General features: G+C 65.7%; 20 protein-coding genes and 1 riboswitch. Of the genes, 3 read left to right on the top strand and 17 right to left on the bottom strand.

What is annotated here, in order from left to right; genetic code table 11:
• Window positions 1-8: 8 nt before the first annotated feature.
• From AC1D1Y_RS03550 to AC1D1Y_RS03510, 9 genes are all read right to left on the bottom strand, one after another.
• Complete coding sequence (locus tag AC1D1Y_RS03550) at window positions 9-491, bottom strand: type IV pilin protein (protein ID WP_477681130.1); 483 nt, start codon at window positions 489-491, stop codon at window positions 9-11.
• A gap of 42 nt (window positions 492-533) precedes the next feature.
• Window positions 534-4,226: a pilus assembly protein gene (locus tag AC1D1Y_RS03545; RefSeq protein WP_477681129.1), complete on the bottom strand. Its 3,693-nt coding sequence runs from the start codon at window positions 4,224-4,226 to the stop codon at window positions 534-536.
• Between the two features lie 29 nt (window positions 4,227-4,255).
• The gene (locus AC1D1Y_RS03540) at window positions 4,256-4,810 is read right to left on the bottom strand and encodes a pilus assembly PilX family protein (RefSeq protein ID WP_477681128.1); all 555 of its coding nucleotides are present in this window, start codon (window positions 4,808-4,810) and stop codon (window positions 4,256-4,258) included.
• On the bottom strand, window positions 4,797-5,735 hold the full coding sequence (locus AC1D1Y_RS03535; protein WP_477681127.1) for a PilW family protein: 939 nt from the start codon (window positions 5,733-5,735) through the stop codon (window positions 4,797-4,799). The genes AC1D1Y_RS03540 and AC1D1Y_RS03535 overlap by 14 nt, the downstream gene beginning before the upstream one ends.
• A complete protein-coding gene (pilV, locus tag AC1D1Y_RS03530) occupies window positions 5,732-6,310 on the bottom strand; it encodes a type IV pilus modification protein PilV (RefSeq protein ID WP_477681126.1) in 579 nt (192 codons plus the stop codon). Before pilV ends, AC1D1Y_RS03535 begins: the two co-directional genes overlap by 4 nt.
• Window positions 6,304-6,888, bottom strand: coding sequence for a GspH/FimT family pseudopilin (locus tag AC1D1Y_RS03525; RefSeq protein ID WP_477681125.1), 585 nt, complete (start codon window positions 6,886-6,888; stop codon window positions 6,304-6,306). Before AC1D1Y_RS03525 ends, pilV begins: the two co-directional genes overlap by 7 nt.
• Window positions 6,889-7,041: 153 nt before the next feature.
• A complete protein-coding gene (gene nrdR / locus AC1D1Y_RS03520; RefSeq protein WP_007872661.1) occupies window positions 7,042-7,491 on the bottom strand; it encodes a transcriptional regulator NrdR in 450 nt (149 codons plus the stop codon).
• Between the two features lie 99 nt (window positions 7,492-7,590).
• Complete coding sequence (gene glyA, locus AC1D1Y_RS03515) at window positions 7,591-8,835, bottom strand: serine hydroxymethyltransferase (RefSeq protein ID WP_477681124.1); 1,245 nt, start codon at window positions 8,833-8,835, stop codon at window positions 7,591-7,593.
• A gap of 44 nt (window positions 8,836-8,879) precedes the next feature.
• Window positions 8,880-9,009, bottom strand: a riboswitch (ZMP/ZTP riboswitch).
• Window positions 9,010-9,142: 133 nt separating this feature from the next.
• Window positions 9,143-10,021 (bottom strand): lytic transglycosylase domain-containing protein, encoded by an 879-nt coding sequence (locus AC1D1Y_RS03510; protein WP_477681123.1) that lies wholly within the window; start codon window positions 10,019-10,021, stop codon window positions 9,143-9,145.
• A 758-nt stretch (window positions 10,022-10,779) separates the two neighbouring features.
• Here AC1D1Y_RS03510 and AC1D1Y_RS03505 point away from each other — a divergent pair.
• The 3 genes from AC1D1Y_RS03505 (at window position 10,780) to trhA (ending at window position 18,475) form a co-directional block, all read left to right on the top strand.
• On the top strand, window positions 10,780-14,778 hold the full coding sequence (locus tag AC1D1Y_RS03505; RefSeq protein WP_477681122.1) for a DUF748 domain-containing protein: 3,999 nt from the start codon (window positions 10,780-10,782) through the stop codon (window positions 14,776-14,778).
• A 185-nt stretch (window positions 14,779-14,963) separates the two neighbouring features.
• Complete coding sequence (locus AC1D1Y_RS03500; RefSeq protein ID WP_477681121.1) at window positions 14,964-17,801, top strand: DUF349 domain-containing protein; 2,838 nt, start codon at window positions 14,964-14,966, stop codon at window positions 17,799-17,801.
• Window positions 17,798-18,475 carry a PAQR family membrane homeostasis protein TrhA gene (gene trhA, locus AC1D1Y_RS03495; protein ID WP_477681120.1) on the top strand — a complete coding sequence of 226 codons (678 nt, stop codon included), beginning with the start codon at window positions 17,798-17,800 and terminating at the stop codon, window positions 18,473-18,475. Before AC1D1Y_RS03500 ends, trhA begins: the two co-directional genes overlap by 4 nt.
• Before the next feature lie 24 nt (window positions 18,476-18,499).
• Here trhA and AC1D1Y_RS03490 read toward each other — a convergent pair whose 3' ends face one another.
• The 8 genes from AC1D1Y_RS03490 to AC1D1Y_RS03455 form a co-directional block, all read right to left on the bottom strand.
• On the bottom strand, window positions 18,500-19,657 hold the full coding sequence (locus AC1D1Y_RS03490) for an ankyrin repeat domain-containing protein (RefSeq protein ID WP_477681119.1): 1,158 nt from the start codon (window positions 19,655-19,657) through the stop codon (window positions 18,500-18,502).
• Window positions 19,654-20,265 (bottom strand): sigma-70 family RNA polymerase sigma factor, encoded by a 612-nt coding sequence (locus tag AC1D1Y_RS03485; protein ID WP_477681118.1) that lies wholly within the window; start codon window positions 20,263-20,265, stop codon window positions 19,654-19,656. Before AC1D1Y_RS03485 ends, AC1D1Y_RS03490 begins: the two co-directional genes overlap by 4 nt.
• 35 nt (window positions 20,266-20,300) lie before the next feature.
• Window positions 20,301-21,188 (bottom strand): hypothetical protein, encoded by an 888-nt coding sequence (locus tag AC1D1Y_RS03480; protein ID WP_477681117.1) that lies wholly within the window; start codon window positions 21,186-21,188, stop codon window positions 20,301-20,303.
• Between the two features lie 130 nt (window positions 21,189-21,318).
• Window positions 21,319-22,089: a M90 family metallopeptidase gene (locus tag AC1D1Y_RS03475; protein ID WP_477681116.1), complete on the bottom strand. Its 771-nt coding sequence runs from the start codon at window positions 22,087-22,089 to the stop codon at window positions 21,319-21,321.
• A 52-nt stretch (window positions 22,090-22,141) separates the two neighbouring features.
• Window positions 22,142-22,945 (bottom strand): UDP-2,3-diacylglucosamine diphosphatase, encoded by an 804-nt coding sequence (locus AC1D1Y_RS03470; protein ID WP_477681115.1) that lies wholly within the window; start codon window positions 22,943-22,945, stop codon window positions 22,142-22,144.
• Window positions 22,946-22,957: 12 nt separating this feature from the next.
• On the bottom strand, window positions 22,958-23,467 hold the full coding sequence (locus tag AC1D1Y_RS03465; RefSeq protein WP_477681114.1) for a peptidylprolyl isomerase: 510 nt from the start codon (window positions 23,465-23,467) through the stop codon (window positions 22,958-22,960).
• Window positions 23,468-23,501: 34 nt separating this feature from the next.
• Window positions 23,502-24,197, bottom strand: coding sequence for a peptidylprolyl isomerase (locus tag AC1D1Y_RS03460; protein ID WP_477681113.1), 696 nt, complete (start codon window positions 24,195-24,197; stop codon window positions 23,502-23,504).
• The gene (locus AC1D1Y_RS03455) at window positions 24,197-25,435 is read right to left on the bottom strand and encodes a L,D-transpeptidase family protein (RefSeq protein ID WP_477681112.1); all 1,239 of its coding nucleotides are present in this window, start codon (window positions 25,433-25,435) and stop codon (window positions 24,197-24,199) included. The genes AC1D1Y_RS03460 and AC1D1Y_RS03455 overlap by 1 nt, the downstream gene beginning before the upstream one ends.
• Window positions 25,436-25,500: the final 65 nt, after the last annotated feature.

Here is a 25,500-nt window from a genome sequence, read left to right as displayed (position 1 = left end):
CTATGGTTTTAACGCCAGCATTCCGCGATCAAAGCAGCGGTCGGGGATGCGGCGGTGATGCCCTTGACACCCGCCTGCGTCAGGCTGAATCCGCCGCATTTGTCATTGGCCATGCTGGCCGTGGTCACAGGACGCATGATAAGCGTGAACGTGCTCGCGGTGGCGCTGCTGGGATTGGCGCCGGTGTTGGAGAGTTCATAGAGCTGGGTGCCGTCGGCGGGCGCCCTCATGAAGGTAGGCGGCATGGTGGCCCAGATCGTCTGGGAACCCGTGCGGTCAGCGTCGTAGCGGTCGTTGGCCGCGTAGAAACGCTGCATGTACTGGGCGGCCTGTGAAAGAGCCACCCGCGCCGCGGCGCGGTTGCCGCGCGCGATATAGCTCTGGTAGGACGGTATGGCGATCGCGGCCAGCACGCCGATGATCGCCACCACGACCATCAGCTCAATCAGCGTAAAGCCCGCCACGCGGTTTATTTTCGATTTGGACATCATGAGTGATTCTCTTGGTAAAGGCAGCGATTTTCAAGCCTGATTTCAGTTGGCGCGCGGGAAGAGCTGGCGCCAGGAACGGTTCATGACCGAGCCCGGGCAGGCGCCGGGGTGGGCCGCCCGGTAGGCGGCGTCGGTGCAGTTGGCCGTCGTGCATTCGGTCGTATGAGCCGCGGCATAGGCTGCATTCGCGCAACTGCAGAGTTCAGGATGAGCTGCCGCGTAAGCCACGTCGTTGGTGCAGTTTGGCTCTTCAGGCGGATTTCCGGTACGGACCTTGATGTGACCGCTGGAGTTCTGAACGTCTTTCACCCCGGTGTCTACACCCGTGGAGTTGAGGATGGTCAGCACCACGTCCGTACCGTCGGCAAGCGAGGTATAGGCGCACACATTGGCATCGCTGCCGTCGATTTTTCCGTCGGCATTGGTGTCCAGCGTGCCGCCCGCGCGGCAAGAGGCGGTCAGGGGATTGATATAGAAGCTCAAGGCATTGCTCGAAGAGGCCAGGCAGCTCGACGAACTGGCCTGGGGGGCGACCGTGTCGATCTTGACGATATCGCCCTGGATCTGGAGCGGGTAGATGTCGCGTTGGCCGGGGAACACGTCGAGGGTCAGTTTCCAGCCGCGCTTGGTGGCCCAGTTCAGGCTGGTGACCGAGGTGTTGCTAAAGCTCACGGTGTAGAACCCCGTCACGCCGCCGCCGTTGATGGTGGTGCCGGTGCTCGGGTCTATGCCGACCGTGACGGCCGTGGCCTTGAGTCCTTCCAGCTGGGCCTCGGAGATCGTATCGCTGCCCGTCGAACCGAAGGGCTTTCTGTCCCACAGGCCGTAGGCTGCCTGGGTGGGAGTCGTGACGGCGGGGTCGCCAGCTTCAAACAGCTTGCCGGTTGCCACGGACACCAGGTAGCTCGGCAGGTAGCTGGCCTGGTCGGTGCGCTCCAGCACAGCCGGTTGGGCCGTGATGGGCAGCGGTGTGCTGCCGCTCAGCGCGGTGAACAGTGCGACACCGCCGTTGCCCAGGCCCCAGGCGGCGGTCGTGGCGCCGCTCAGGTCGAATTTCCAGAGCCGGCCTTTCAGGTCGCCGGCGTAGGCGCCGATGATCTGCTGGTTGGCGTTGTAAACCAGGCGCACGCCGCCAAGCCCGTTGGCGAGCGTGGTGTCGGTCGTGATTTCCTTGAGCAGCTTGCCGGTGCCGGTTTCGACGATGAACAGGCTGGCTTTCCCGGTTTTGCTGTCGTAGCCGTTGCCGAAGATGGTGACCCAGTTACCGCTGACCGTGATGCCGCTCTGGGGTGTGCTCAGGACGGTGCCCAGTTCCGCGAACGAAGTCGTGGAGTTTCCTGGGAGCACGGGGAATGCCGGGTCCGGGTTGATTTCCCACAGAACGGCCTTGCCGTTCAGGACCAGGGGGTCAGTGGCATTCAGCGCGAAGACGGACTTGGCGCCGGCGCCGGTGGTGCCCACGACGACGTTGCGCCATCCGGTCGACGAGCCGCCACCGGTCAGGTTGGGGGTCGTCAAATAGGCGTCGACTTCGGTCAGGGGGCCGTCGACCGAGTAGGTGTGGGCATAGGTATAGCCGGTGTCGGTCAGGGCTTCGAGTTTCCCGAGCACGGACCGCGGAACGTAGGCAAAGAGTTCACGGCCGCCGATCGCGGCGCCGTTGCCTTCGCCGAAGGCGTGCAGCATGCCGTCATTGGCGCCCACAAACAGCACACCCTCGGTACGGGCCGCCTTGCTGGCCATGTAGGCGGCATAGGTGGTCAGGCCCGGGGTGGAAATGGGGAGCTTCTCGTATTGGGGATTGGTGTTGTTCTTGATGAAGGCGGGTGTCGAGTTGACGATGTCGCCCAGAATTGCGGGCCGCTTTCTCATGCCGGCGCCTTCCTTGGTCCGAACGCCGCGCAGATAGTCCACCATGTCGGAGGTCACCGCATTGCTCATCTGCATGTTGGTGTTGGTGCCCTTGAGGCTGTTGGCCGCCGTGGTGATGTTGGTGTAGGTGAAGTCAAGGCCTTGCTTGGTCGCGTCAGTCCAGACGACGATGTTGCGGGAAGCCGGCGCGGGCAGCGTGGTGGCGCCCGTCGGCTGGCCGTTGCCGTCGGTGGCGATGACTTGCCATGCAACGCCGGCGCTGTCGCCGTTGGCGGTCAGGTTGACCATCTGCACATTGCCCCACCAGGTTCCGCTGGTGTAGTAGGGCACAAATTTCTTGGTGCCTGCGGTCAAGGTCACGGCGGAGGCCGCCACACCGGCTTGCGAGAACTGCTGGCTCGCGATACTGCCGATGACATTGCCCAAGTCGGTCGCGAATTGGGCCGCATCGGTCACTGTGAGGAAGTCGCCGCCGCCGTTGTGGGCCGCGTGGCGCATGTCGTCAATCGTCGTGACGGTATTCAGCACGGGCGCGGCCCAGGCCAGGTTGCCGAGCTTGGCGCTGGCCACTTCCGCATTGGTCATCTTGCCCGGTGCGCCGAAGCTGACCATATAGCTGGTCATGTTCTGCCAGAACGGCGGGGCGGAGGGATCACCCGTGCCGTTGTCGTTCGCCAGGTCGCTGCGCAGGTCGGTGACCCAGTACTTCAGGGCGATGTCGGCCAGCGTGTCGGCGGTGCCGCCTGAGCCGTTGGTCTTGTCCGATTTGCCCCTGTTGCGGATGWCGGTTTTGTCGCCTGGCTTGTACTGGTAGGTTTTGGTCGAGTCCAGTGCGTGGGTGTATTTGACTCCCAGGGTGCTATCAACGTCGCCTACGCCGCCGGGGGCACCGTCGGTGTAAAAACCGTCGGTGATCAGCATGGAATAGGAGCGGCGGCAGGACAGATGGCTGGCTGCCGTTTCACCGGAGGGCGGGGCCCAGGGCTTGGATCCCCATGGCCCGTTGTTGGCGTTGTTTTGATAGTACTTTCCGGCCCTGTCGAGCGCGCCGCGCAGCGGCGTGCCGCCACTGGGTGTTCGCGCATCCAGCCAAGTGTAAAAGGCGGATTTGGCCACGCCGAAGTCCGTCATCGTGTTGGGTGTGCCATTGATATCGCCATAGGCCAGGCGGAAGTTGTCGGCCTGGCTTACGAATGCCGCGGACAGGCCGGTCTTGGCCGACTTGATGCGGTCTATGTGGAAAGCGCGCCAGTTCGCGATGTTCTGGCGTTCCTCATTGAAAGTACAGGTGGCGGCGGCGCAGTCGGTGCGGGTGCCGCCATGGGGTCCAAACGGATTGCTGTTGCCCGAGGTATTGGATCCGTTCAACTGGAACTTGCTGCTTGTAACTTTGTAGCTGTCGTAGTCCGCCGTATTCTTGATGGCATTGGAGGTGGTGTAGGTGGTGGGGTCCTTGCCTGCTTTCGGCAGGTACACGGTCACGATCGCATTGCCATCCACCGCCGCGTTGGCCTGGAGAACGCCCCCGGCGTAACCCGGTGCATAGAGTTTTTTGGGGTTGTAGAACAGCAGGTTGTTGACGGGGGAGCTTTGGCGGGGGTCGGCGCCGTCAATGCAATCCACATGAAAGCCCGGGATGCTGGTGGACCCAGGGGACTCGTTGAGCATCGCACCGCTGACATGCTTGGCATAGACGCATTCCCAGTCCATGGAGCCGGAGGTATCGAGCACCAGCGCGATATTGGGCCTGACGTTCACGGTCTTGGATAGCAGCGGCTCCTGCGCGACGACCGCGAACGCACTGTCCGCCGTGATCAACGCGGCCGCGTAAAACGCAGCGCCGCGCAAAATGGAAAATTTCATGGCCAGGCCTTTCATGCTCGGGTCGAGCATCATTTCATGGTGATTACGGATTGGAGCCACACCTCGGTGCCTTGGGGTGTGCTTCCATCTTTCGCGGCGACTTCTGGGCCGAAGCCTCTGGCCGTCGTGACAAAAACTTTGGTGTCGGCAGGGGTCAGGTACTGCGACATGCACTCGGGCTGGCGGGTGAAATACACCTTGGTTCCCGCGTCGCCGGACGAGGTGACCGTGACCGTCTTGAGGCTGGCCACCGGTGTCGCGCTGTCCCAGTTGCTCATGGTGGCCCAGGCGTAGGGCGTCCCGGCGCCGACGGGTGCCGCCTGGGGCGCGAAGCCGGTGGCGGGGTTGGCTGCGTAGAGCTGCACTTGCTGTTCGCAGAAGCGCAAGGCTGTTTCGGCGGTCTGCCGGGCCAGCGCCTGCTGGCGGCTCTGGTTGGCCACCTGCTCTGTCGACGAGGCGCCGCGAATCGAGATGCTGGCCAGGACCGAAAGAATCATCAGCATGATGAGGGCCACAATCAGCACGACGCCCTGCTGCCCGTGCATCTTCGTCTTCGCGGTTTTGCGTGGTTCAGGGATTGACATAACCCACTCCATGGTTGCGCAACAGCACGGTGGTGCGGTAGGCGCGCCGTAGCCTGCCGTCGGTGATGTCGACGTCGGCATCGGCGCAGTTTTGATAGCTGGGCTTGGTGCCCGAACTGCCCAGGTCTCCGAGCACGCGGTCTTCGCTCCTGACCACCACGCAGACCTGCGCCGCAACCACCTTGTCCCAGCGTTGCTGCAGCGTTAGGGCTGCCAGGCCCGCATCCGCGGGGGTGGTGATGCCGGAGGCGCTCAGGTAGCCGCGCACATTCTGGCTGTTGAGGACCGCGGGCTCGGCGACCGCGAAATTCACCGTCGCGCTTTCAATGTTTTCGGCCAGCACCTGCGATTGCGCCAGGTTGCCGCTTCCGCGGCAGGTCAGCGTATTGTTTGTGATAGTGATGCGCGACTGCATGGTGTAGAAAGCAGCGCCCGCGGCGCCCACACCGTTGCCTATGCAGTCCATCGGCAGGCCGGTGGCGGTATTTTTCCCGCTGTTGAGGTCTCCCTCGTAGGCCACGGCCAGGGAAAAACCACCGGATCCAGCGCAGCTCAGGGCGCTCATGGCGGCAACGGTCGGATCGGTGAAGCCCGTGTTGCAGGCGTACAGGTTCCAGCCGCCCAGGCCCAGGTCGTTCTTGACGCCGCCGGTGCGCGTGGGGTTGTAGCCCGCCTGGCGCAGTTCCTGCGTAAAGACGCCGAGGGCCATCTGGGCGTCCTCGTTCATCTGGCCCTGGGCCTGCGCGTTGCGCGTGGCCGTGCTGCCTGAGAGGTACATGACCACCAGCGCGCCGATGATCACCATGCCCAGTGTCATGGAGATCAGCAGTTCGATCAGGGTGAAGCCTGACTGCTGCCTTGCTGCGGACTTTGCCGCGGGCATGCGAAGGCGCTGCCGCGGGCGTTTTTTTGCGGGCGAAGTCATAACTGCACCTTCATGTAAAAGCAGCGTGGCAGCGTGGCCAGGGCTTTGGCGGTGGCCGAGCAGTTGTCGGACGTCAATTCGGCGGACTGGTCGACACCGGAGACCTTCCGGGTGTTGTCCAGTACGCCGGCTTCTTCCCAGAGAATCCAGATGTTGGCCTGGGTTGCGCTGGCACCGGGCCGGGCCAGCTCGACGCCGCCCTGGGGCAGCAGCGCGCGAACCCGGGTCTGGAAGGCCGTCAGATCCGCTGCAGCCAGCAGCGCGGGGCTTGTGCAATTGGGAAAGGCGCAGGGCGCGAGGGCGGGGGGGTTGCCGGTGGTCATCATTGCCACGTCATAGTTGCCGGCTGACAGCCCGTTTGGGTTGAGCCTGATCACTTCCGCCAGTTCCGTGGCCAGGGCGCTGGCGATGGCGCGGTTGGCAGCGTTTTTCTGCGCCGCGACCGAATAGGCCTGCATGCCGGCAAGCGCCAGCATGCCGAAGGACATGAGCAATATGGAAATCAGGACCTCCAGCAGCGAGGAGCCTCGCTGCCCCTTGCGTGAAGGAGGTGCTTTTCTGGTGAGGCCTAGCATGCGACGTCCCCCGTCTGGACCTTGACCCGGCCCACTGCGTTCATGCACAGCGTGCGGGTGTAGTAAGCGTTGGTGGCGAACGAGCCCGAGGCATGCACCAGCCATCGGCCCGACTGGCCTATGGCGCGGCCCGTGCCGTCATAGATGATGCCGTTGCCCGTGGCGACAGCCGTCGGAGTGGAGACGCCGACCGCGAAAAAATCGCTGATGCCGGCCATGGGCTCCTGGGCGCGCAGCACGATGTCGGTCGCGGCATCGAAGCTGCCGTTGCCATTGCTGTCAAGGAACACCACCCATCCCTGCATCCAGCCGCCGACGGTCGAGCCGTTGCCAGTGGAACATGTCGGGCTTGCCGCGGTGTAGTTGGCGGTCCTGCAGATCGTCACGCTTTTCCCGCGCCGCATGGCTTCACCGCGGGCGTAGCGGGTATCCGAGATAAACCCGTTGGTGGCGCGGGTGATATTGGCGTTGGCAAGCAGTCCCATGAAGGAGGGCGTTGCGAGGACCGTCAGGATTCCGATGATGGCTATCACCACCAGCACTTCAATCAGGGTGAATCCATGCTGGATTCGCCGCATGACACGCCAGGGCGGTTGGGGGCGGAGGGGGGCAGGGCCGGCGATCGATAGATTTTCGAACATGCGCAATTGTGAGCATGCCCCGCCGGTCCCGCCTCCTGTATTCGACGTCCGGTCAGGTCTGCGTGACGAACGGTCAGCGCGTCCGGCGCCTCAGCGCCTGACCTCGTCCACCAGGGTCTTGAACTCGTCAATATCCTCAAAGCTGCGGTAGACGCTGGCAAAGCGGACATAAGCCACTTTGTCGAGTTTCTTGAGTTCGCGCATGACCAGCTCGCCCAGGCGGTTGGAGGCCACCTCACGCACTCCCAGGCTCAGCAGTTTTTCCTCGATGCGTTCGATGGCCGAGTCGATCTGCTCGGTGCTGACGGGGCGCTTGCGCAGCGCCAGGTTCATGGAGCCCAGGATCTTGCTGCGCTTGTACTCGATGCGGCGGCCGTCCTTCTTGACGATGGACGGGAAGGTGACGTCGGGCCGCTCGTAGGTGGTGAAGCGCTTTTCACACGCACCGCACTGGCGGCGGCGGCGTATGAAGTCGGCGTCTTCCGCCACCCGGGTTTCCACAACCTGGGTTTCGAGGTGGCCGCAGAAGGGGCATTTCATGGGTGGTGACCTGGATTTAAAAACATCAATCGGTCTTCAGCCCATTGAGGACGGCAGGAGCAGCGATGAAAACCATGATGCCCGCGCCGTCCGCCATGGTCAGCGATAGACGGGGAAGCGGCTGGTCAAGGCGTGAACCTTGGCGCGGACCGCTTCAAGGGTGGCCGCGTCGCGAGGGTTGTCGAGCACGTCGGCGATCAGGTGGGCCGTGGCGCGGGCTTCTTCATCTTTGAAGCCGCGCGTCGTCATGGCCGGGGTGCCGATGCGCACGCCGCTGGTGACCATGGGCTTTTCCGGGTCGTTCGGGATGGCATTCTTGTTGATCGTCATGTGGGCACTGCCCAGCACCGCCTCGGCTTCCTTGCCGGTGATGCCCTTGGCGCGCAGGTCGACCAGCATGACGTGGCTTTCGGTGCGTCCGCTGACGATGCGAAGGCCGCGCTGCGTCAGGGTGTTGGCGACGATCTGCGCGTTTTTCACGACCTGTTGCTGGTAGGTCTTGAACTCGGGGCTCATGGCCTCCTTGAAGGCCACGGCCTTGGCCGCGATCACGTGCATCAGCGGGCCGCCCTGCAGGCCGGGGAAGATCGCGCTGTTGATGGCTTTTTCGTGTTCGGCCTTCATCAGGATGATGCCGCCGCGCGGGCCGCGCAGGCTCTTGTGCGTGGTCGAGGTGACGATGTCGGCATGCGGCACCGGGTTGGGGTACACGCCCGCGGCCACCAGGCCGGCGTAGTGGGCGATGTCGACCATGAAGATCGCGCCGACGGCTTTGGCCACCTTGGCGAAACGCTCGAAGTCGATGCGCAGGCTGTAGGCCGAGGCCCCCGCGATGATCAGCTTGGGTTTGGTCTCATGGGCCTTGCGCTCCATGGCGTCGTAATCGATTTCTTCCTTGTCGTTCAGGCCGTAGGACACGACGTTGAACCACTTGCCGCTCATGTTCAGGGCCATGCCGTGCGTCAGGTGGCCGCCTTCGGCCAGGCTCATGCCCATGATGGTGTCGCCGGGCTTGAGGAAGGCCAGGAACACGGCCTCGTTGGCCGACGCGCCGCAATGCGCCTGCACGTTGGCGGCTTCGGCGCCGAAGATGGCCTTGATGCGGTCGATGGCGAGCTGCTCGGCAACGTCCACGTGTTCGCAGCCACCGTAGTAGCGGCGGCCGGGATAGCCTTCGGCGTATTTGTTGGTGAGCTGCGAGCCCTGCGCGGCCATGACGGCGGGCGAGGCGTAGTTTTCGCTGGCGATCAGCTCGATGTGCTGCTCTTGCCGGGCGTTTTCAGCCTGGATGGCGGCGAAGATTTCGGGATCGGTCTGTTCGACCAGGATATTGCGGTGGTACATGGCAGTCCTTAAAGACGTGGTCCCTGCTATTCAATGAATGAAACAAGGGCTGCCCAGGCGAACGGCTGAACGCTGAGGCCCAACGGCTGTCAGCGGTGCGCTTCCCAGTGGTGTCCCACGTCAGCTTCAATGGTTGCGAAAACCTTGAGCCTATCGCCAGTTGCGCACCCGGCTAGTGTAACTGAGGGCGCCTGAAACCCGCTGCCATCCGTCCCATACCCGTAAGCCCGGAAAGCAAAAAGCCGGGCGCTGGCGGCGGCCCGGCTTTGCGGTGCGAACGGCGGGCCCTCAGGCCGCGCCGGCGGGATCAGGACTGGCTCAGCAGCGCCACCTTCTCGGGCGTCTTGCCCTCGGAGGCCGGCGTCTCGGACTTGCCCGGCAGCGAGGCCGGAACCGGGCGCGACGTGCCTGGCTCGGCAAAGAAAGGCGAGGGCTTGCCGCGTTTGGACGCGGAGGCCACCACGGCCAGCAGGCGGGCGTGCTCCCCCATCACCTTGCCGGCGTAGCCGCCGTCGTCTTCCATATTGGCGGCGCCCACATAGTATTTGAGGCCGCCTTCCACGGATCCGGCGCGGGCGATGCATTCCTGCAGCACCTTGACGCCGACGCGCAGGTTGGTCACYGGATCGAAGGCCGCGAGCTTGCCGCCGAAGTTGTCGTATTTGTCGTGGTGCACCTTGGTCATGACCTGCATCAGGCCCTGGGCGCCCACAGGGCTTTGCGCGAACGGGTTGAAGCCGGACTCGATCGCCATGATGGCCAGGATCAGGGTGGGGTCGAGCTTGGCCTTCTGGCCGATCTCGAAGGCCTCGGCCACCAGCACGCTCAAGGGCTCAGGCGCCACGCCGTATTTTTTGCTCAGCCAGTAGGCCACCGCCGCCTGCTGGGCCGGCAGGTCTTTGGGATTGGAGGCCGTGGCACGCTCAATGGCGGCGGGCTCGGTAAAACCGATGGCCGCTTCCTGGCGCTGCTGCAGCCAGGTCATGAGCTTGAATTCACCGGCCTGACGCAAGTCGGGCCGGGCCGTCAGTGTGATCACCGCGAACACGACCGCCAGGCCCAGGAGGGCGAAGCTGTTGTGGGTGATCTCGAAAAAGCCCTGGGCGATGTCATCGGCGATGGTTGAAATACCGCTCTGTACACTTTTCAAGTGCGCCTCAAGGCCGAATTGTCCTAGCGCTGTCATAGCACTCCTTTCTACGCTTGCAGGCCCTTGAGGGGCCAAGCAGGCTTTGATTGGGTCGCCATCAAACCAAGGCATGCCTTGTGGGTGTTGACCCCTGTTTGACGTTGCCGGCTTCTTTGATGAATGGGGCAGCGGAGATTCGGGTTGTCCCTAGGTTTCTGTGGGACTGGCGGGATTCTATGGGGTCGTTAAATAACCTGTCAATAATAAGAGATTCATTCTTTATATCAAATAAGCAAATAAAAACCCTGATTTTCGGCAGAATCCGCCTGGATCAAGGTAGTTACGGCCTCTTTTTGAGACCAAGCTCTAAGTTAAATTCGGCGTGAAAAATACCGGATCAGCGGATCGCGGATCCGGCTGTAGGCGGTTTTCGATGGTCCATGTGGGACTGTTGGGGTGATTCAGGCGTCTTTCGGACCGGAAAAAGGCAGTGGCAATCACTCCGGTCCCTGTGATTGAAAAGATGGTCTTGCCTGCCCGGCGCTGGAGGTTTAACCTGCAATTGCGTGTTCATTCACGCATCCAACCGGGTAACCAACCCCGGAAAATCTGGAAGCAATCACTTGCTTTCATCGCACTGGAGACGATTCATCTCTCTTTTGCGGAAACCCGACGGCATGAGCATAAACGCCCGCCGTCAACCCCGGTCGGTCTCACTGCCCGGGGTTTTTCTTTTGGGCTTTGTCCTTTCGGGTGACCGTCTTTTTCAAATAAGTCGTTGACCGATTGGCGCGGGCGTTAAAAACTCGACGCCTATGGCATTCCCTGACTTGAAGAACAAATGGCGCGAAATCGAATGGCGGAACACCGCAAAAACCTTGCCGGCACGGGCCGCAGACATGGCCCGCTCGCCCTTGTGGCGGCGACGTGCCGCCTGGGCGCTGGGCGCGCTACTGCTGCTCTGGGCGCTGGCCTATGCGGCCCTGCCTCCCATCCTGAAGTCGCAACTCGAGAAGATCGCCTCTGAAAAACTGGGCCGGCAAGTCACGGTGGGCGCGGTCGATTTCAGACCCTGGTCGCTCGAACTCACCCTGCGCGACCTGGCCATCGCCAAGGCCGGCGCTACCGGAGTTCCCCAGGAAAGTCCCCAGCTTTCCATCAAGCGCATATATATAGATGCCGAATTGGAGTCCCTGCTGCGGCTGGCGCCGGTGGCCGACGCCGTGCAGGTCGACGAACCCGTGGCCTTTCTGACCCACAAAGGCGAGGGCCGCTATGACATCGACGACATCCTGGAGCGCCTGAAGGCCCCGACGGACCAGCCGGCCGGGGAGCCGCCGCGCTTTGCGGTCTACAACATCGTGGTGAGCGGCGGGCGCCTGGACTTTAGCGACCAGTCCGTCGGCAAGACCCATGCGCTGCGCGAGCTGAACCTTTCCGTGCCCTTCCTGAGCAACCTCAAGTCCCAGCGCGAGATCAAGACCTCGCCGCACCTGGCCTTCAAGCTCAACGGCAGCAGTTTTGACACCGCCGCCGAGGGCACGCCCTTTGCCCAGACCCATAAAACCGACGCCACGCTCACGCTGCGCGGCTTCGACCTGAACCCCTACCTGGCCTACTGGCCGGCGAGCCTGCCCTTCAAATTGCAAAGCGCCGTGCTGCATGCTGATGCCAAAGTGGCGTTCGAGCAGACACCGGCCACGGTGGTGCGCATCTCCGGCACGGTGACGGCGGAAAAGGTGCGCCTGCAGGCGGTAGGGCAGGCGCTGGCCGCCGTTCCCGCCCCGGTATCCGGCCGCAAGCCGGCGGGCAAACGCGATGGCGGCGATGTTCCACCGGCGCCCCGGCCCGACCTGCTCGCGTTTGAGCGGTTGCAGGTGAGTATGGCCGACGTGCGCCCGTTGGAGCAATTCGTCAAGCTCGCGGCGGTCGAACTGAGCGCGCCAGCGCTGTCCGTTGTCCGGGACCGGGCGGGGCGGCTCAACCTGTTACCGCCCGCTCCCACGGGTGCTACAAAAAATGAAGCAGCTACCCCCGGCTCCGCAATGGCTCCAGCAGGCAAGGCCAGCAATCCGGCAAGCCCGGGCGCTTCGGCCAAAGCGCCGCCAGGCACACCCTGGAAGGTGCAGGTAGCCCGTGTGGCCGTGCGCGCGGGCAGCGTGAACTGGCTGGACGAGACCCTGGCCTCGCCGGCCGATATCCGCCTGACCGGCCTGGTGCTCAATGCCACGGCCATCGCCATGCCTTTCTCGGCCGGCGCACCGCTGCAATTCGACGGCTCGGTTGGCCTTGAGCCGGCTGCCGTCCCTGTGCCCGCGCCCTCAAAAGCCGGCACCAGGCCCACCGCGCCACAGGCCCCCGCCGCGCCGGCCCTGCTGAGCTTCAAGGGCAGCGCCACCGACCAGGCCGCCGAACTCACCGCCCAGGTGGCGGCCTGGCCGCTGGGCATGGCGGCCAAATACGTGGGCCAGTTCCTGCTGCCGGCGCTGAACGGCCAGCTCGATGCCGAGCTGGGCATTCACTGGCAGGCGGCGAGCGGCGACAAGCCCCAGCTGCTGCGGCTCACGGCGCCGCAGGTCGCAGTCAGCGAGGTGCAACTGGCCCAGGGCAGGGTCTCGCTGGTGTCGGTCAAGCGTGTGGACCTGGCGCAGGTGGACATCGACGTCACCGGCCAGAGCTTCAAGGCCGCCAGGCTGCAGCTGACCCAGCCCAGGGCCCTGGTCGACCGCGACAGCGACAAGCGCTGGATGTACGAGCGCTGGATGGTCAGCCCCGGCAAGGCCACCTTGCCGCCGTCACCCCCGCCGCCCACCGATGCGGCCACCCGCGCCTCCGCGCCCTCCTGGGCCGTGGCCATCAGCGATGTGCAGCTTGAAGGCGGCGCCATGTCGTTTTCCGACAAGGCCGGCGTCAGGCCGGTGGCCTTCGAGGTCACCGCCGCCAAGGCCCAACTGGGCGGGCTGCTGCTGGACGACAGGCCGGCGTCCCGGGCCCTGGCCGCGAAGCCCATGCCGCTGACCGCCTCGCTGCGCCTGGCGGCCGGCCGCTTCGAGCCCGGCAAGGTGGACTTCAACGGCAGCCTGGGATTGGCCCCCCTGCAGGCCCAGGGGCGCCTGCTGGTCGACCGGCTGCCGGTGCAGGCTTTTGAGCCTTATTTCGCCGATACCCTCAATATCGAGCTGCTGCGCGCCGATGCCAGCTTCAAGGGCAAGGTGGCGTACCGCCAGTTGCCGGCCGGGCCGCAGGCCCAGGTGACGGGCGACGTGTCGCTGGAAGAGTTCCGCGCCAACACGCTGGCCCCCAGCGAAGACCTGCTGGCCTGGAAAGCGCTGAACCTGCGCGGCTTCCATGTGGCGCTGGACCCGGCCAAGGCGACGCGGGTAGAGGTAAAGGAAACGGTGCTGAGCGACTTTTTCGCGCGCGTGATCGTCATGCCCGACGGCCGCATCAACCTGCAGGACCTGGTCAAATCGAAGGAGCCGGCGGTGGCCGGCGGCACGCCGAGCCCGGCCGCCGCGCCGGCATCCGCCCCAACTGCCTCGCCGAAAACGCTTGCCGCCGATGCAAAAGGCGGGCAGGCCGCGGCGGCCTTGCCGCCCGTCGTGAGCTTCGGCCCCATCAGCCTGATCAACGGCAAGGTGCTGTTTTCCGACCGCTTCGTCAAACCCAATTATTCGGCCGACCTTAGCGATTTGACCGGCAAGCTCAGCGCCTTTTCGTCGGTGCCGCCCGCGGCGCCGGCCGGCGGTGCCGCAGCGGCGCCTGCCATGGCAGACCTCGAATTGCGCGGGCGCGCCGAAGGCACGGCCTCGCTGGAAATCCTGGGCAAGCTCAACCCGCTGGCCAAGCCGCTGGCGCTGGACATCAAGGGCAAGGTGCGCGACCTGGAGCTGCCGCCGCTGTCGCCGTACTCCGTCAAGTATTCGGGCTACGGCATAGAGCGCGGCAAGCTCAGCGTCGACGTGAGCTACCTGGTGCAGCCCGACGGAAAGCTCACCGCCACCAACAAGGTCATCCTGAACCAGCTGAGCTTCGGCGAGAAGGTGCCGGGCTCCACCGCCAGCCTGCCGGTCAAGCTGGCGGTGGCGCTGCTGGCCGACCGCAACGGCGTGATCGATATCGACCTGCCCATCAGCGGCTCGCTCAACGACCCGCAGTTCAGCCTCGGCCCCGTCATCGTCAAGGTCATCGTCAACGTGATCGTGAAAGCCATCACCGCGCCTTTCAGCCTGCTGGCCAACGCCTTCGGCGGCGGTGGAGACGAGCTCAGCACCGTGGGCTTTGCCGCCGGCAGCGCCGAACTGGGCCCCGAGGCCAAGGCCGGGCTGGACAAGGTCGCCAAGGCCCTGGCCGACAGGCCCTCGCTCAGGCTCACCGTGGTGGGCACCAGCAGCGTGGAGGCCGAGCGCGAGGGTTTCAAGCGTGAACGGCTGGACGCCCTGGTGCGCGCCGAAAAGCGCCGCATCACCGTGAAGGAGGGCGGCACCACCTCGGCCGCCGTCAGCATCAGCCCGGCCGAATACCCGGCTTTGCTCAAGGAAGTCTACAAACGCGCCGACATGCCCAAGCCGCGCAACCTGATCGGCCTGGCCAGGGACCTGCCCGTGCCCGAGATGGAAAAACTGCTGCTGGCCGACATCCAGGTCAATGACGACGCCATGCGCGAGCTGGCCGTGCAGCGAGGCGTGGCGGTGAAAGATTACCTCGCTTCGCGCGACCTGCCGCCTGAAAGGCTGTTCCTGGGCGCCGCCAAAACCATCCCGCCAGAGGCCAAATGGACGCCCCGCGCGGAGCTGAATTTGGCGATGCCTTAAAAAAGGCGAAAATAGCGCCAGTGCTTTATTGATAAAGCTTTTATGGGCTCCAGGGCCAGTGCGCGCAACGCGGGTTGCGCGGCGCGGCCTCCCATCCACTCCAACACCTGCCGCCCTCCGCAAAGCGTCCCATTCCCGAGGGAGCTTTGTGGCTGGCGACATTTATTTTTTGACCTTGCGCTCCCATGTTTAAATCTTCCAAACCCGACACCCCCGCCGTGAAAACGCCCACCACCAAGCAAGCCGAAGCCCATCCGCTGGACGGCCTGACCGGCGGCGCGTTTTCCGCGCCCACCTCCGGCGAGCGCGCCGCGCGCATCCGCACCTGGCTGGCGACCGAGCCCACGGCCGAGCAGATGGCCGAGGTCTACAAGGACCTCGCCAACCGCGACAAGGGCGCGGCCAAGCCGCTGAAGGAAAAACTCGACGAGATCAAGCGCAGCAAGGGCCAGGAAGCCGTGGCCGCCGAATGGGCCGAGAAGGCCCAGGCGCTGCTGGCCGCTACCAAGCTCAACCTGGCCGATGCCCTGGCCTGGCAGCGCGATGCCGCCAAAGCCGGCGCGCCCCTGTCCAAGGAGCCGCTGGCCGGCCTCAAGGCGCAGCTGGCCGAGCGCGTCAAGACCATTGAAGACCTGCAGCACCGCACCCAGGTGCAGCGCGAAGCCGCCGTGTTGCTGGCCCAGCGCACCGAAGTGCTGTCGCTCAAGCCATGGCGCGATGCCGAAGCCGCCCTCGAATCCCTGCGCGGCGATGTCACGCACTGGCAGTCGCAAGCCGGTGAAATCACGCAAGACGCCAATTGGGCCAGCGTGGACGCCAAATTCCCGCCACTGCTTGACGCATCGCGCGCGCAGTTGCTCGCCGTGTGGGACGCCTTCCAGGGCGCGCTCGCGCAGGCCCAGAAGGCTGCTGAAGATACCGCCGCGCCATTGCCTGCCGTGCCCGTGTGGGCCGACGAATTGCGCGCCGCCCGCGGCCAGGCTCCCGCCGAAGGCGAGGCGCCCGCGCGTGCGCCCAAAGCCAAAATCGACCCGGCCGTGCTCAAGGAAATGCGCGAAAAATCCTCGGCCATCGTGCAGGCCGCGCTGGCCAAGCTTGAGCATGAAGTCACCGAAGGCCACGGCAAGTCCACGCCCAAGGTCGCGGCCGAGCTGCGCCAGGCGCTGAAGGAAAACATCCGCAACATCGACAGCAAGCTCGAGTCCGCCGCGCACGCCGCGCTCACCGCGGCCGGCGAACTCGAAGGCTGGCAGCGCTGGCGCGCCGACCAGATCCGTGAGGAACTGGTCGTCAAGGCCGAAGCGCTGGTGGCCAAGCCGCTGGGCGGACGCAAGCAGCAGGAAGCCCTGCGCGCCATGCGCGAGCAGTGGAAGACCAGCGACCAGGGCGGCACGCCCAACCACGCGCTGTGGAAGCGTTTCGACGACGCCTGCAACGAAGCCCACAAGGTCGTCGAGGCCTGGCTCGAGAAGGTGAAAGAGCAAAGCGAGGCCGTCAAGGCCGAGCGCAAGCTGCTGATCGACGAAGTGCTGGCCTGGGCCGAAGCCAACAAGGGCAACACCGACTGGAAGCATCACATCCGCAGTCTCAACGGCTTTGTCGAGAAATGGCGCGAGGCCGGTCACCTGGGCGAAAAGGCTTTTGCCGAGATCCAGCCCGTGTGGAAGGCCGCCATGGAGCAGGCCGACGCCGCGCTGACCGCTGCGCGCACTGAGAGCATCGCGCGCCGCAAGGCCATGATTGAAGAGGCCGCCGTGCTGGGCGCCGAGCCGCAGCTACGCATAGACGCCGTCAAGTCGCTGCAGCAGCGTTGGCAGCACGAGGCCCAGGCCGTGCCCATCGAGCGCAAGCAGGAACAGAAGATGTGGGATGCTTTCCGCAAGCCCATAGACGACGCCTTCCAGCGCAAGACCGCCGAGCGCGAAAAAGCCGCCGCGGCCCTGGGCGAATACGACCGCATGGTGCTCGAAGCCTCCAAGGCCGTGGAAGCAGCCACCGCCAGCGGCGACGCCCAGAAAATCCACGCCGCCGCCAAGGCGCTCGAAGCCATCGTGCGCGGCCAGGTGCCTGTGGCTGCAGCGCCCGCTGCCGCACCGGCGCCCGTCGCCGCAGCCACGCCTTCCGTGGAGGCCGCGCTGGCCGCATCCGAAAGCGCACCTGTCGCGCCAGCCGGCGAGGCCGCTGAAGCCACACCCGAGGCGCCGGCTGAGCCCGCGGCCGAGGCGGAAGCCGCTGCCGCCGCTGAATTCGCCGAAGCCGGCGAACCGGCCAGCGCGCCCGCCGAGCCGCCATCCGCACCCAAGCCCGCGCCCAAGCCAGTTGTGGCACGGCGCGGTGACGACCGCCCCGGCATGAAAAAGGCCGAGCCAGCGGCTGCGGGCCGCGGCGGCAAGTTCGGTGACCGCAAGGACGCGCGCCCGGGCGGCAAACCCGCCGGCCCGCGGCAGAGCACCGACAACAAATTCGAACCCTACCGCCCCGACCGCGACAGCCGTGACGCCCGCCCGGGCCGTGACGACCGCGGCTCGCGTGGCAGCGACCGGCCGGCCTTTGAAGAGCGCGGCCCGCGCCTGGGCGATGCCGCCTTCCGCGCCCAGCGCGAGGCTTTTGAAGCGGCCAACCAGGCCCTGAAAAAGCTCGCCATGCAGGCGCACGGCGAGGTGCTGACCCACCTGCTCACGGCCTGGGAAAAACGCGACCCGGCGCAACTGCCCAGCGCGCAGGAACTCGGCAAGGCCGTGCCGCCGGCGGTGCGCAGCCGCTGGGTGCAGGCGGTCAGCACGCCTTCGGGCAAGGACGCTTCCGAAGCGTTGCTGCGCCTGGAGATCGCCGCCGATCTGCCCACGCCCGCCGAGCACATCAGCGCGCGCCGCATGCTGCAACTGCAACTGCTGACCAAACGCAACGCGCCCGCGCCGACCGAGACCTGGGGCGAAGACACGGCCCGGGTGCTGGCGGCCGACTTCGACGCCGGCAACGCCAGGCGCGTGCAGAACGTGCTGAAGGCGCTGCTTAAACGATGAGCGGTGTTGCCGCTGCTGTGGCGCTGCCGGAGGAGCGGCAGCAGAGCTTGGGCGAGGAAATCGCCAACAGCGTCAGCCACGGCGTGGCGCTGCTCGCCGCGCTGGCGGCCGCGCCTTTCCTGGTGCTGGCCAGCGCGCGGCAAGGTGATGCCATCGATATTGCGGGCGCCTCGGTGTTCGCTGCCACCATGGTGCTGCTGTATTTCACCTCCATGCTGTACCACGCGCTGCCGGCGGTGCGTGCCGCGCGTGCCAAGAGCGTGTTCCAGGTCCTGGACCACGGCGCGATCTACCTGCTGATTGCCGGCACCTACACGCCGTTCACGCTGGGCGTGCTGCGCGGGCCCTGGGGTTGGACGCTGTTCGGCCTGGTCTGGACCATGGCGCTGGCCGGCGTGGCGGTGAAGGCCGTCGCGGGCATACGCTACCCGCGCGTGTCCACGGCGCTCTACCTCGCGATGGGATGGATTGCCGTGATCGCCGTCAAGCCGATGCTGGAACTCATTCCGGGCTGGGGCCTGTTCTGGCTGGTGGCCGGCGGCCTGTTCTACACCCTGGGCGTGGGCTTTTTCGCCACCGATTCCAGGCTGCGCTACGGGCACTTCATCTGGCACCTGTTCGTGGCGGCCGGCACGGCCTGCCACTGTGTGGCCGTGCTGTATTACGCGGGCTGAAACTCCGCTCTTGGCGCTGCAGGCTTAGCGCGCGGCTTCGATCAAGTGGGCAATTCCGTCGTAGCCCTGCCGACGCGCATGCTGCAGCGCGTTCAAGCCGTCGTGGTCAATCAGCGCGGTGTTCGCGCCCGCCGCCAGCAGCCGCTGGACCACGGCCGTATGCCCCTGCATGGCAGCCAGTATCAAGGGTGTGCGGCCCGCCGCATCGGCCGCATTGAGGGCGGCGCCTTGCTGGAGCAGGCGTTCCACTTGGGGCAGGTTGCCCGCGCGCGCCGCGTTCTGCAACGCGCCCGCCAGTTTGGGTATGCCCGGCGCTTCCTTCAGGAAGAGGGCCTCTGGCGGGCTTTGCCTTTCCCGCTTCTCTTGCGGCGCCGCGGCGGCACGCGCGGCTGCGGCGGGTGCCGCCGCAGCGGGCGCGGCGGGCGCAGGCGCAGCCACAGGAGCAGAGGGCTGGACCGCTGCGGCGGGAGGTGCGGCCTGCTGCGCAGGTGCCGGGGAGGCTGCCAGCCCGCCCWTCACGGTCTCTGACCGGCGTACAGATCGATCGGGCAGCAGGTTTTCCTGTGCGGCGGCGGTCTCCGGCGCGGGTGGCGGCGGGGCCGCCGGTGAAGGCGCCGGGCTTGGCGGGGGCGGCCGCGCAGCTTCGGCTTCCGCCTTGGGTGCCGTCGAGCCGCTGAAGGACGGCTGGGTTGTGGATTTTTTCGCCGCGGGTGCGACGGGTGCGGGGGGCGCTTTCGGTTCTGCTGGAGGACCTTCAGTTTGCCTGGCTTTGGCGCTGCGGCTGCCAGCCTGGGGTGCTTGCGGCGCTGCAGCATCCGCGGCCGCCGGGGCCGGTGGGGTGGATGGGGCCGTAGCCGCTGCCGGTGGTGCGCTCGCGCTGGGCTGGCCGAAGGCCAGGTCTTTTTCCTCGTCCGTGCCGCGGTCGAATTGCAGCACCAGCAGCCCGGTCAGGCCGGCCAGCGCGAGGCTGGCCAGGGCGGAGATTTTCCAGCGCGACTGGTTGGCGGCGGGGGGGGTGGGAGCGGTGTTGCCAGTGGCCTGGGTTTGCCGGCCGGCAGCGATCACCATCTGCGCATGGGCGCGCACCGCATCCCGCACGTGCGCGCCGGGCCGGCGCGCATCCTGCGCGCTGGCTTCGCGGTAGCGCTGCGTCAGCTCATCGCTGCGGTCAGGCTCTGTCATGCAAACTCCTGTAGCTGCTGGCGCAGGCTGTTTCGTGCATAGCGCAGGCGGCTTTTTGCGGTCTCGAAATTCACGCCGGTGGCGGCGGCGATCTCCTCCACGCTGAGGCCGGCTTCGGCCTGCAGCAGGAAGGCCTCGCGCTGTTCGCGGGGCAGGCGCTCGACCGCGGCAATCAAGGCCGCCGCCTGCTCGCTGGACTCCAGCCGGCGCAAGGGGCCGAAGCCCGAATCGGCGGCCAGCGTGTCGCCCAGGCCGGGGCTCTCGCCGCCTTCACCGTCGTCACCGCCGTTGCCGTCAATGCTCACATGGTGCCGCGCGGTGCGAAAGTAATCAATCAGCCGGTTGTGCGCCATGGTGAACAGCCAGGTCTTGAAGCGCGCAGACACCTTGTAGGTGGGTGYGCTGCGGGCCACCGCAAACCACACGTCCTGCAGCAGGTCGTCAGCCACCGCCTGCACCCGCACGCTGCGAAACACATAACGCCACACGCCGAGCTCGTGGCGCGCGTAGAGCGCATCGAAAGCCGTGATGTCGCCTGCCGCATAGCGCAGCATCAGCGATTCGTCGCTGTCTTCGGCTGCGTCGTCGGACGGGGGCGCACTGGGCATGCGCCAGATTATCACGGCGCGGCGGCGGCATTTCTTCAGTACCGGCGCAGTGGTGGATCTGGGACATAGGATGCGTTGCCTGATTCCGGGAAAGGATTGGGATTGGGAATCGTCGGTGCTGATTCGCGGATCACACCGGCAGCAACCAGGTTCTCGCGGCTGTCGTAACGGATGCGGATCACCTCGTTGGGCTGGGCCTGCAGGCGCGCGAAGCTGGTGTGCGACACCACCGAGCTTTCGCGGGCGCCGTGGCCGGTTCCCAGCTTGGGCGCCGGCATCGGGGCGGCCTGCTGTTTCCTGAGCGCGCCCTCGGCGGAAGCTGACGCGTCCGCGCCGCCCATGATGCGCTCGGCCAGTGATTCCGCTGCGGGGGCCGCCGGGGCTGGGGCGCTGCGCAGGCTGGCGGGTGCGTCGGCCTCGCGTTCGCTGCGGTCGCGACTGGAATAGGCGGGCGCCTGGGCCACCGGCTCGGGCAGCCGTTCGCGAAAGAGCGCCACGCCGATCACGCCGACGTTGGCCGGCCTGCTGGTGCGGCCGGCGTAAGAGTCTCCGAGCGCGGAAAACTCGAAGGCCGCGACTTCGCTGCTGCTTTTGCGCCAGCCCGTCACCTGGTATTGCTGCCAGGGTGAAAACACATAACCGGTCTGGTCCCAGGCGGCGGTTTCGCCGCTCAGCACGTTGACGCCGTCGACGGCGGTCACGGCCAGCACCCGCTCGCCGAGCTTGTTGCGCACGGCGATCGCGTATTTGGCGCCGTACTGGCCGGCCACCCAGTAGTCGCCGCGGTGGTAGTACAGCGGCAGCGTGGCGCCGGTGTTGCGGTCTATCACGGTGATGTCGGCCAGGCGTCCGACGGCTTGCGCCGGCGGGGCCCAGGCGGACAAGGCCAGCAGGAGGGAAGCGGGGAGGAGATGGGGTTTCATGGGGGCTCCGGAAGGTAGTGGAGCCCTATGAAACGAAGCAGGCGGGGGAAAGGGGTTAAGGAGCGGTAGGAAGATGTCTAGAGCCGCTTGGAAAACCCCGGAAACGGGGCTTCGGTGCCGTTTTCACCTGTTATTTGGCGGGAATGAAGAATTTATCGAACAACATCGTCATCGGCGCGAAATCCTGGGTGAAACGTTCGCGGTTGACGAAGTAGGCCTCGCAGGCCACGGCGAAAAACTCGGCCGGGGAGCCCGCGCCGTAGTCGTCCAGCCACGGCGGCGCGGCGCCGAAGCGCTTGGCCATGGCGACTTTTTCGCAAAACTCGTCAAAGGCCGGCTGCATCACCGAATGCCATGCGCTCAGCGCGCTGCGGGTGGGGAGAGGCGGGCAGCCGTCGGCCGCGCCGTCGCGCATGTCGATCTTGTGGATGAATTCGTGGATCACGACGTTGTGCCCGTGCTCGGCCGCGCCGCCCGCGGCGGCGACCTCCTGCCAGCTCAAGGTGACGGGGCCGCCGTCCATGGCTTCGCCCAGCAGGGTTTCGCTGTAGCGGTGCACCACGCCGGCCTGGTCGGTGACTTCGCGGCGCGCCAGCATGGCGCCGGGGTGCACCACGATGCCCTTGAAGTCGTCATACCAGCGCAAGCCCAGGTGCAGAACCGGCAGGCAGGCCTGCGCGGCGATCGCCACGGCCATTTCGTCGGTGACCTGCAGGCCGTGGGCGCCGGTGAACTCCTTTTGTTTGAGGAATTTCCCGGCCATTTCGTGCAGCTGCTGCAGTTCGGTCACCGGGCGGCGGGCCAGGAAGGGGAACTGCAGCAAGGTGTCCATCCACAGGGTGTCGGGAATGGTCTTGGTGGGGGCGCTCTGGCGCCCCAGCGTTCGTAACCAGTTCAGCATGGGGTGGGTGTCTTGGTCAGGGGCAAGGCGAAAAACAAAAAATGAAAAGAAGTCAGCACAGGGCAATGCGCTGCAAGCCGCCGGCGCCCAGGCGCAGCACATCGGCGCGCGGCACAGGGGCGGCCAGGTCCCAGTCGCTGAGCACCACGCGCGAGAGGCCGTCGCCCAGATCGTGCAGCGCCGGCTTGTGGGTGTGGCCGTGGATCAGCGTGGGGGCCTTGGCCGCGCGCAGCCACTGGCGGGCGGCCTCGGCATCGACGTCTGCATAGGACGCGCCTGATTGCTTGCGCGCCTCGCTTTGCCGGCGCAGCGCGCGCGCGATGTCCTGGCGCTCGGCCAGCGGCTTGGCCAGGAAGGCGTGCTGCCACTCGGGGCTGCGCACCTGCCGGCGGAATTCCATGTAGTCGGTGTCGTCAAGGCACAGGGCATCACCGTGCGAGAGCAGCCAGCGCCGGCCCGAGCCCGCGGGAAACTCAAGCACGGTCGGGTCGTGCAGCAAGGTGGTGTTGCACAGGTCCATCAGGGTCTGGCCGACCAGGAAGTCGCGGTTGCCGTGCATGAAGAACAGCGCCAGCCGCCCGGCTGCTTCGCCCATGGCCTGCGCGCAGCGCGCATCAAAAGCGGCGGCGGGAGAAGCCAGATCTTCACCGACGGCATCGTCGCCGACCCAGACTTCAAACAGGTCGCCCAGGATGAAGACCGCGTCGGCGGGCGTGCTTTCCAGGTAATGCCGCCAGGCCTCGAAGGTGGCCGGTTCGCCGGCCTGCAGGTGCAGGTCGGAAATGAAATCGACCGTGCGCCAAGACGGCGGCGCCAAAAGCTCCGCGATCTGGGGGACGGCCTGGGGGGTGTTCACCGGCGGCTGGGCTCAGTCCAGCGAGATGGCTCTCTGGATGATCACGTCTTCCATCGGGACGTCGTCATGAAAGCCTTTGCGGCCGGTCTTGACGGCCTTGATCTTGTCGACCACGTCGGTGCCGGCAATCACCTTGCCGAACACGGCATAGCCCCAGCCCGAAGCGCTGGGTGCGGTGTGGTTCAGGAAGCCGTTGTCGGCCACGTTGATGAAGAACTGTGAACTGGCCGAGTGCGGCGCGTTGGTGCGAGCCATGGCAACGGTGTAGTTGTCGTTCTTCAGCCCGTTGTTGGCTTCGTTCTCGATTTCGCCGTCGGTGGGCTTTTGTTTCATGCCGGGTTCGAAACCGCCGCCCTGCACCATGAAGCCGGGGATCACGCGGTGAAACACGGTATTGGCGTAGTGGCCCTTCTTGACGTAGTTCAGGAAGTTGGCGACGGTCTTGGGCGCCTTGGCGTCGTCCAGCTCCAGTGTGATGACGCCGTATTCGGCGATGTGCAGTTCGACTCTGGGTTTGCTCATGATGGTGTCCTGTAGGGGAAGGTCAATGAATGAATTAATTGACGAGGGTTGCTGATTTGATGAGGACCGGCGTTTTGGGAACGTCGGTCGGGAAGGGACCGCCCGCGCCTGTCGGCACCGACTTGATTTTGTTGACGACGTCCATGCCGCTGACGACCTTGCCGAACACGGTGTAGCCGTAGAGCTGGGGCGCGTTGACGAGTTGCGCGCGCGGCGTGTTTTCATAGACGCGGCCCTGGTACTCGAATTTGGGCACCGGGTCGCCGGGCGGGATGACGGTGGGGTTCAGGAAATCGTTGTCTTGCACGTTGATGAAGAACTGCGACGAGGCCGAATTGGGGTCGTTGGTGCGCGCCATGGCCAGGGTGCCGACGACGTTCTTGGGGCCGCCCTTGGCGAGCGCCTCGCGGCCCTCATGCGGCACCGGCGGGCGCGTCTTCTTCTCGGCGTAGGTGGCGTCGTAGCCGCCGCCCTGCACCATGAAGTTGCTTATCACGCGGTGAAAAATCGTGCCGTCGTAGTGCTTGTCCTTGACGTACTGGAGGAAATTTTCAACGGTCTTGGGGGCTTTGTCGGGGTAGACCTCGACCATGAAGTCGCCTTCGCTGGTGACGAACTTGACCTTGGGCGCGCTTTGCGCGAGCGCCGGGCCGGCCGCGAAGGCCAGGCCTGCCGCGGCTGCGGCCAGCAAGGCGCGGCGCAGGGGCAAAAAGGCGGGGTGAACTGCCATCAAATGGTTCCTTCAAAGAATATTTTCCACTGGCTGCCCTGGCGGATCCAGTACTGGCGTTTGGTGCGGCCTGTCTTGGCGCCTTTGACCAGTTCGCCAAAGGTTACCACCATCGTGTCGGTGCTGTCGGTCCAGCGCAGGTAAGACACGTCCTTGAGCTGGATGTCGCGCCCGCCCAGTTGTTTGATCTCGGTCTGCAGGGCCGGTGTCCATTCGGCCAGGGTCTTGCCGTAGCTCGTGAAGTCGGGGGCGTACCAGGCGGTGAGCCTGGCGATGTCGCCGCTGGACTTGGCGCTGTGCCAGCCCTGCAGCACGCTTTCAAAGGACTTGCTATCGGCCGTGAGCGATTGCGGCGCCACCCATTTGAGGTTGTGCGCGATGACGACGGGCGTGCTGCGCACCTCGACGGTGCGGATGATGCGCTCCAGGTCGGGGTTGGCCAGCACCACGCAGCCGTCGGTGGACAGCGGCGCCCGCGAAAATTGCGCCGGCGGCGTGCCGTGCAGCCAGATGCCGCCGCCGGTTTTGCCGCGCTTGACGTCGAGCTGGTTGGGGTAGTTGATGGGCAGCGCGCCCGAGCCGTAGAAGTCGCGCAGCGATTTTGGGTTCAGGTTGCTGGTGATGAAGTACACCCCGACCGGCGTGCGCAGGTCGCCTTCGACGGATTTTTCGATGCCGGACTTGCCGACCGAGATGTAGTAGTCGGCCACCAGTTTGATGCCGGTGGCGGTGTTTTCAAACAGGTACAGGCGCGACCTGGAGGCGTCGACGGCGATCGCGTGCTTGTTGCGTGGCGACAGGACCAGGAACTGCGAGGGTACGGTGCCCGGCGCCGGGCGCTCGCGCAGCGCGCGCAGCCGCAGCAGCGACTCCTGGCGCAGCTCAGCCAGCAACGGGGCCGCGGCTTTGCTGGCGGTGATTTCGGGCAAGTCACCGGGCGCGCGCAGCGGGCGCGTGAAGCCGGCCAGCAGGTCGCCGTAGACCAGTTGCGCGAGCTGGAAGTTGGGGTGGTCCTTGACCAGGTTTTCGGCCTTGCGCAACGCTTCGCGCGGATTGGCCTGGCCTATCAGTTTGTAGATTTCAATCAGCCGGGCTTCGGCTTCGCCGTCGCGCGGCTCGCGTTGCGGCGAGGCGGTCGCGCGCGCCGTGGCCTTGGTGGCGGCCTCTGCGCGTGCGGGCGCAAGCGCCGGCACCAGGCAAGGGGCCATGAAAAAAAGGGCTGTGAGCACCTTCTTCATGCTGGTTTCCAAAGCGGGTTGCCGGCCGGTGAAGAGGAGGCGAGGACGGGCAGGGCAATACACGG

Source organism: Polaromonas sp. P1_G1 (genome assembly GCF_056405595.1).
The sequence above is the reverse complement of the archived record's forward strand: the minus strand, read 5'-3'. Positions and strand labels throughout refer to the sequence as shown.

Excerpts from the sequence above, each read along its gene's own strand:
- AC1D1Y_RS03535 (WP_477681127.1), bottom strand. The coding sequence starts at position 5,735 with ATGACTTCGCCCGCAAAAAAACGCCCGCGGCAGCGCCTTCGCATGCCC.
- AC1D1Y_RS03540 (WP_477681128.1), bottom strand. The coding sequence starts at position 4,810 with ATGTCAATCCCTGAACCACGCAAAACCGCGAAGACGAAGATGCACGGG.
- nrdR (WP_007872661.1), bottom strand. The coding sequence starts at position 7,491 with ATGAAATGCCCCTTCTGCGGCCACCTCGAAACCCAGGTTGTGGAAACC.
- pilV (WP_477681126.1), bottom strand. The coding sequence starts at position 6,310 with ATGCTAGGCCTCACCAGAAAAGCACCTCCTTCACGCAAGGGGCAGCGA.
- AC1D1Y_RS03550 (WP_477681130.1), bottom strand. The coding sequence starts at position 491 with ATGATGTCCAAATCGAAAATAAACCGCGTGGCGGGCTTTACGCTGATT.
- AC1D1Y_RS03525 (WP_477681125.1), bottom strand. The coding sequence starts at position 6,888 with ATGCGGCGAATCCAGCATGGATTCACCCTGATTGAAGTGCTGGTGGTG.
- AC1D1Y_RS03465 (WP_477681114.1), bottom strand. The coding sequence starts at position 23,467 with ATGAGCAAACCCAGAGTCGAACTGCACATCGCCGAATACGGCGTCATC.
- AC1D1Y_RS03500 (WP_477681121.1), top strand. The coding sequence starts at position 14,964 with ATGTTTAAATCTTCCAAACCCGACACCCCCGCCGTGAAAACGCCCACC.
- AC1D1Y_RS03505 (WP_477681122.1), top strand. The coding sequence starts at position 10,780 with ATGGCATTCCCTGACTTGAAGAACAAATGGCGCGAAATCGAATGGCGG.
- AC1D1Y_RS03475 (WP_477681116.1), bottom strand. The coding sequence starts at position 22,089 with ATGCTGAACTGGTTACGAACGCTGGGGCGCCAGAGCGCCCCCACCAAG.
- AC1D1Y_RS03455 (WP_477681112.1), bottom strand. The coding sequence starts at position 25,435 with ATGAAGAAGGTGCTCACAGCCCTTTTTTTCATGGCCCCTTGCCTGGTG.
- trhA (WP_477681120.1), top strand. The coding sequence starts at position 17,798 with ATGAGCGGTGTTGCCGCTGCTGTGGCGCTGCCGGAGGAGCGGCAGCAG.
- AC1D1Y_RS03460 (WP_477681113.1), bottom strand. The coding sequence starts at position 24,197 with ATGGCAGTTCACCCCGCCTTTTTGCCCCTGCGCCGCGCCTTGCTGGCC.
- glyA (WP_477681124.1), bottom strand. The coding sequence starts at position 8,835 with ATGTACCACCGCAATATCCTGGTCGAACAGACCGATCCCGAAATCTTC.
- AC1D1Y_RS03480 (WP_477681117.1), bottom strand. The coding sequence starts at position 21,188 with ATGAAACCCCATCTCCTCCCCGCTTCCCTCCTGCTGGCCTTGTCCGCC.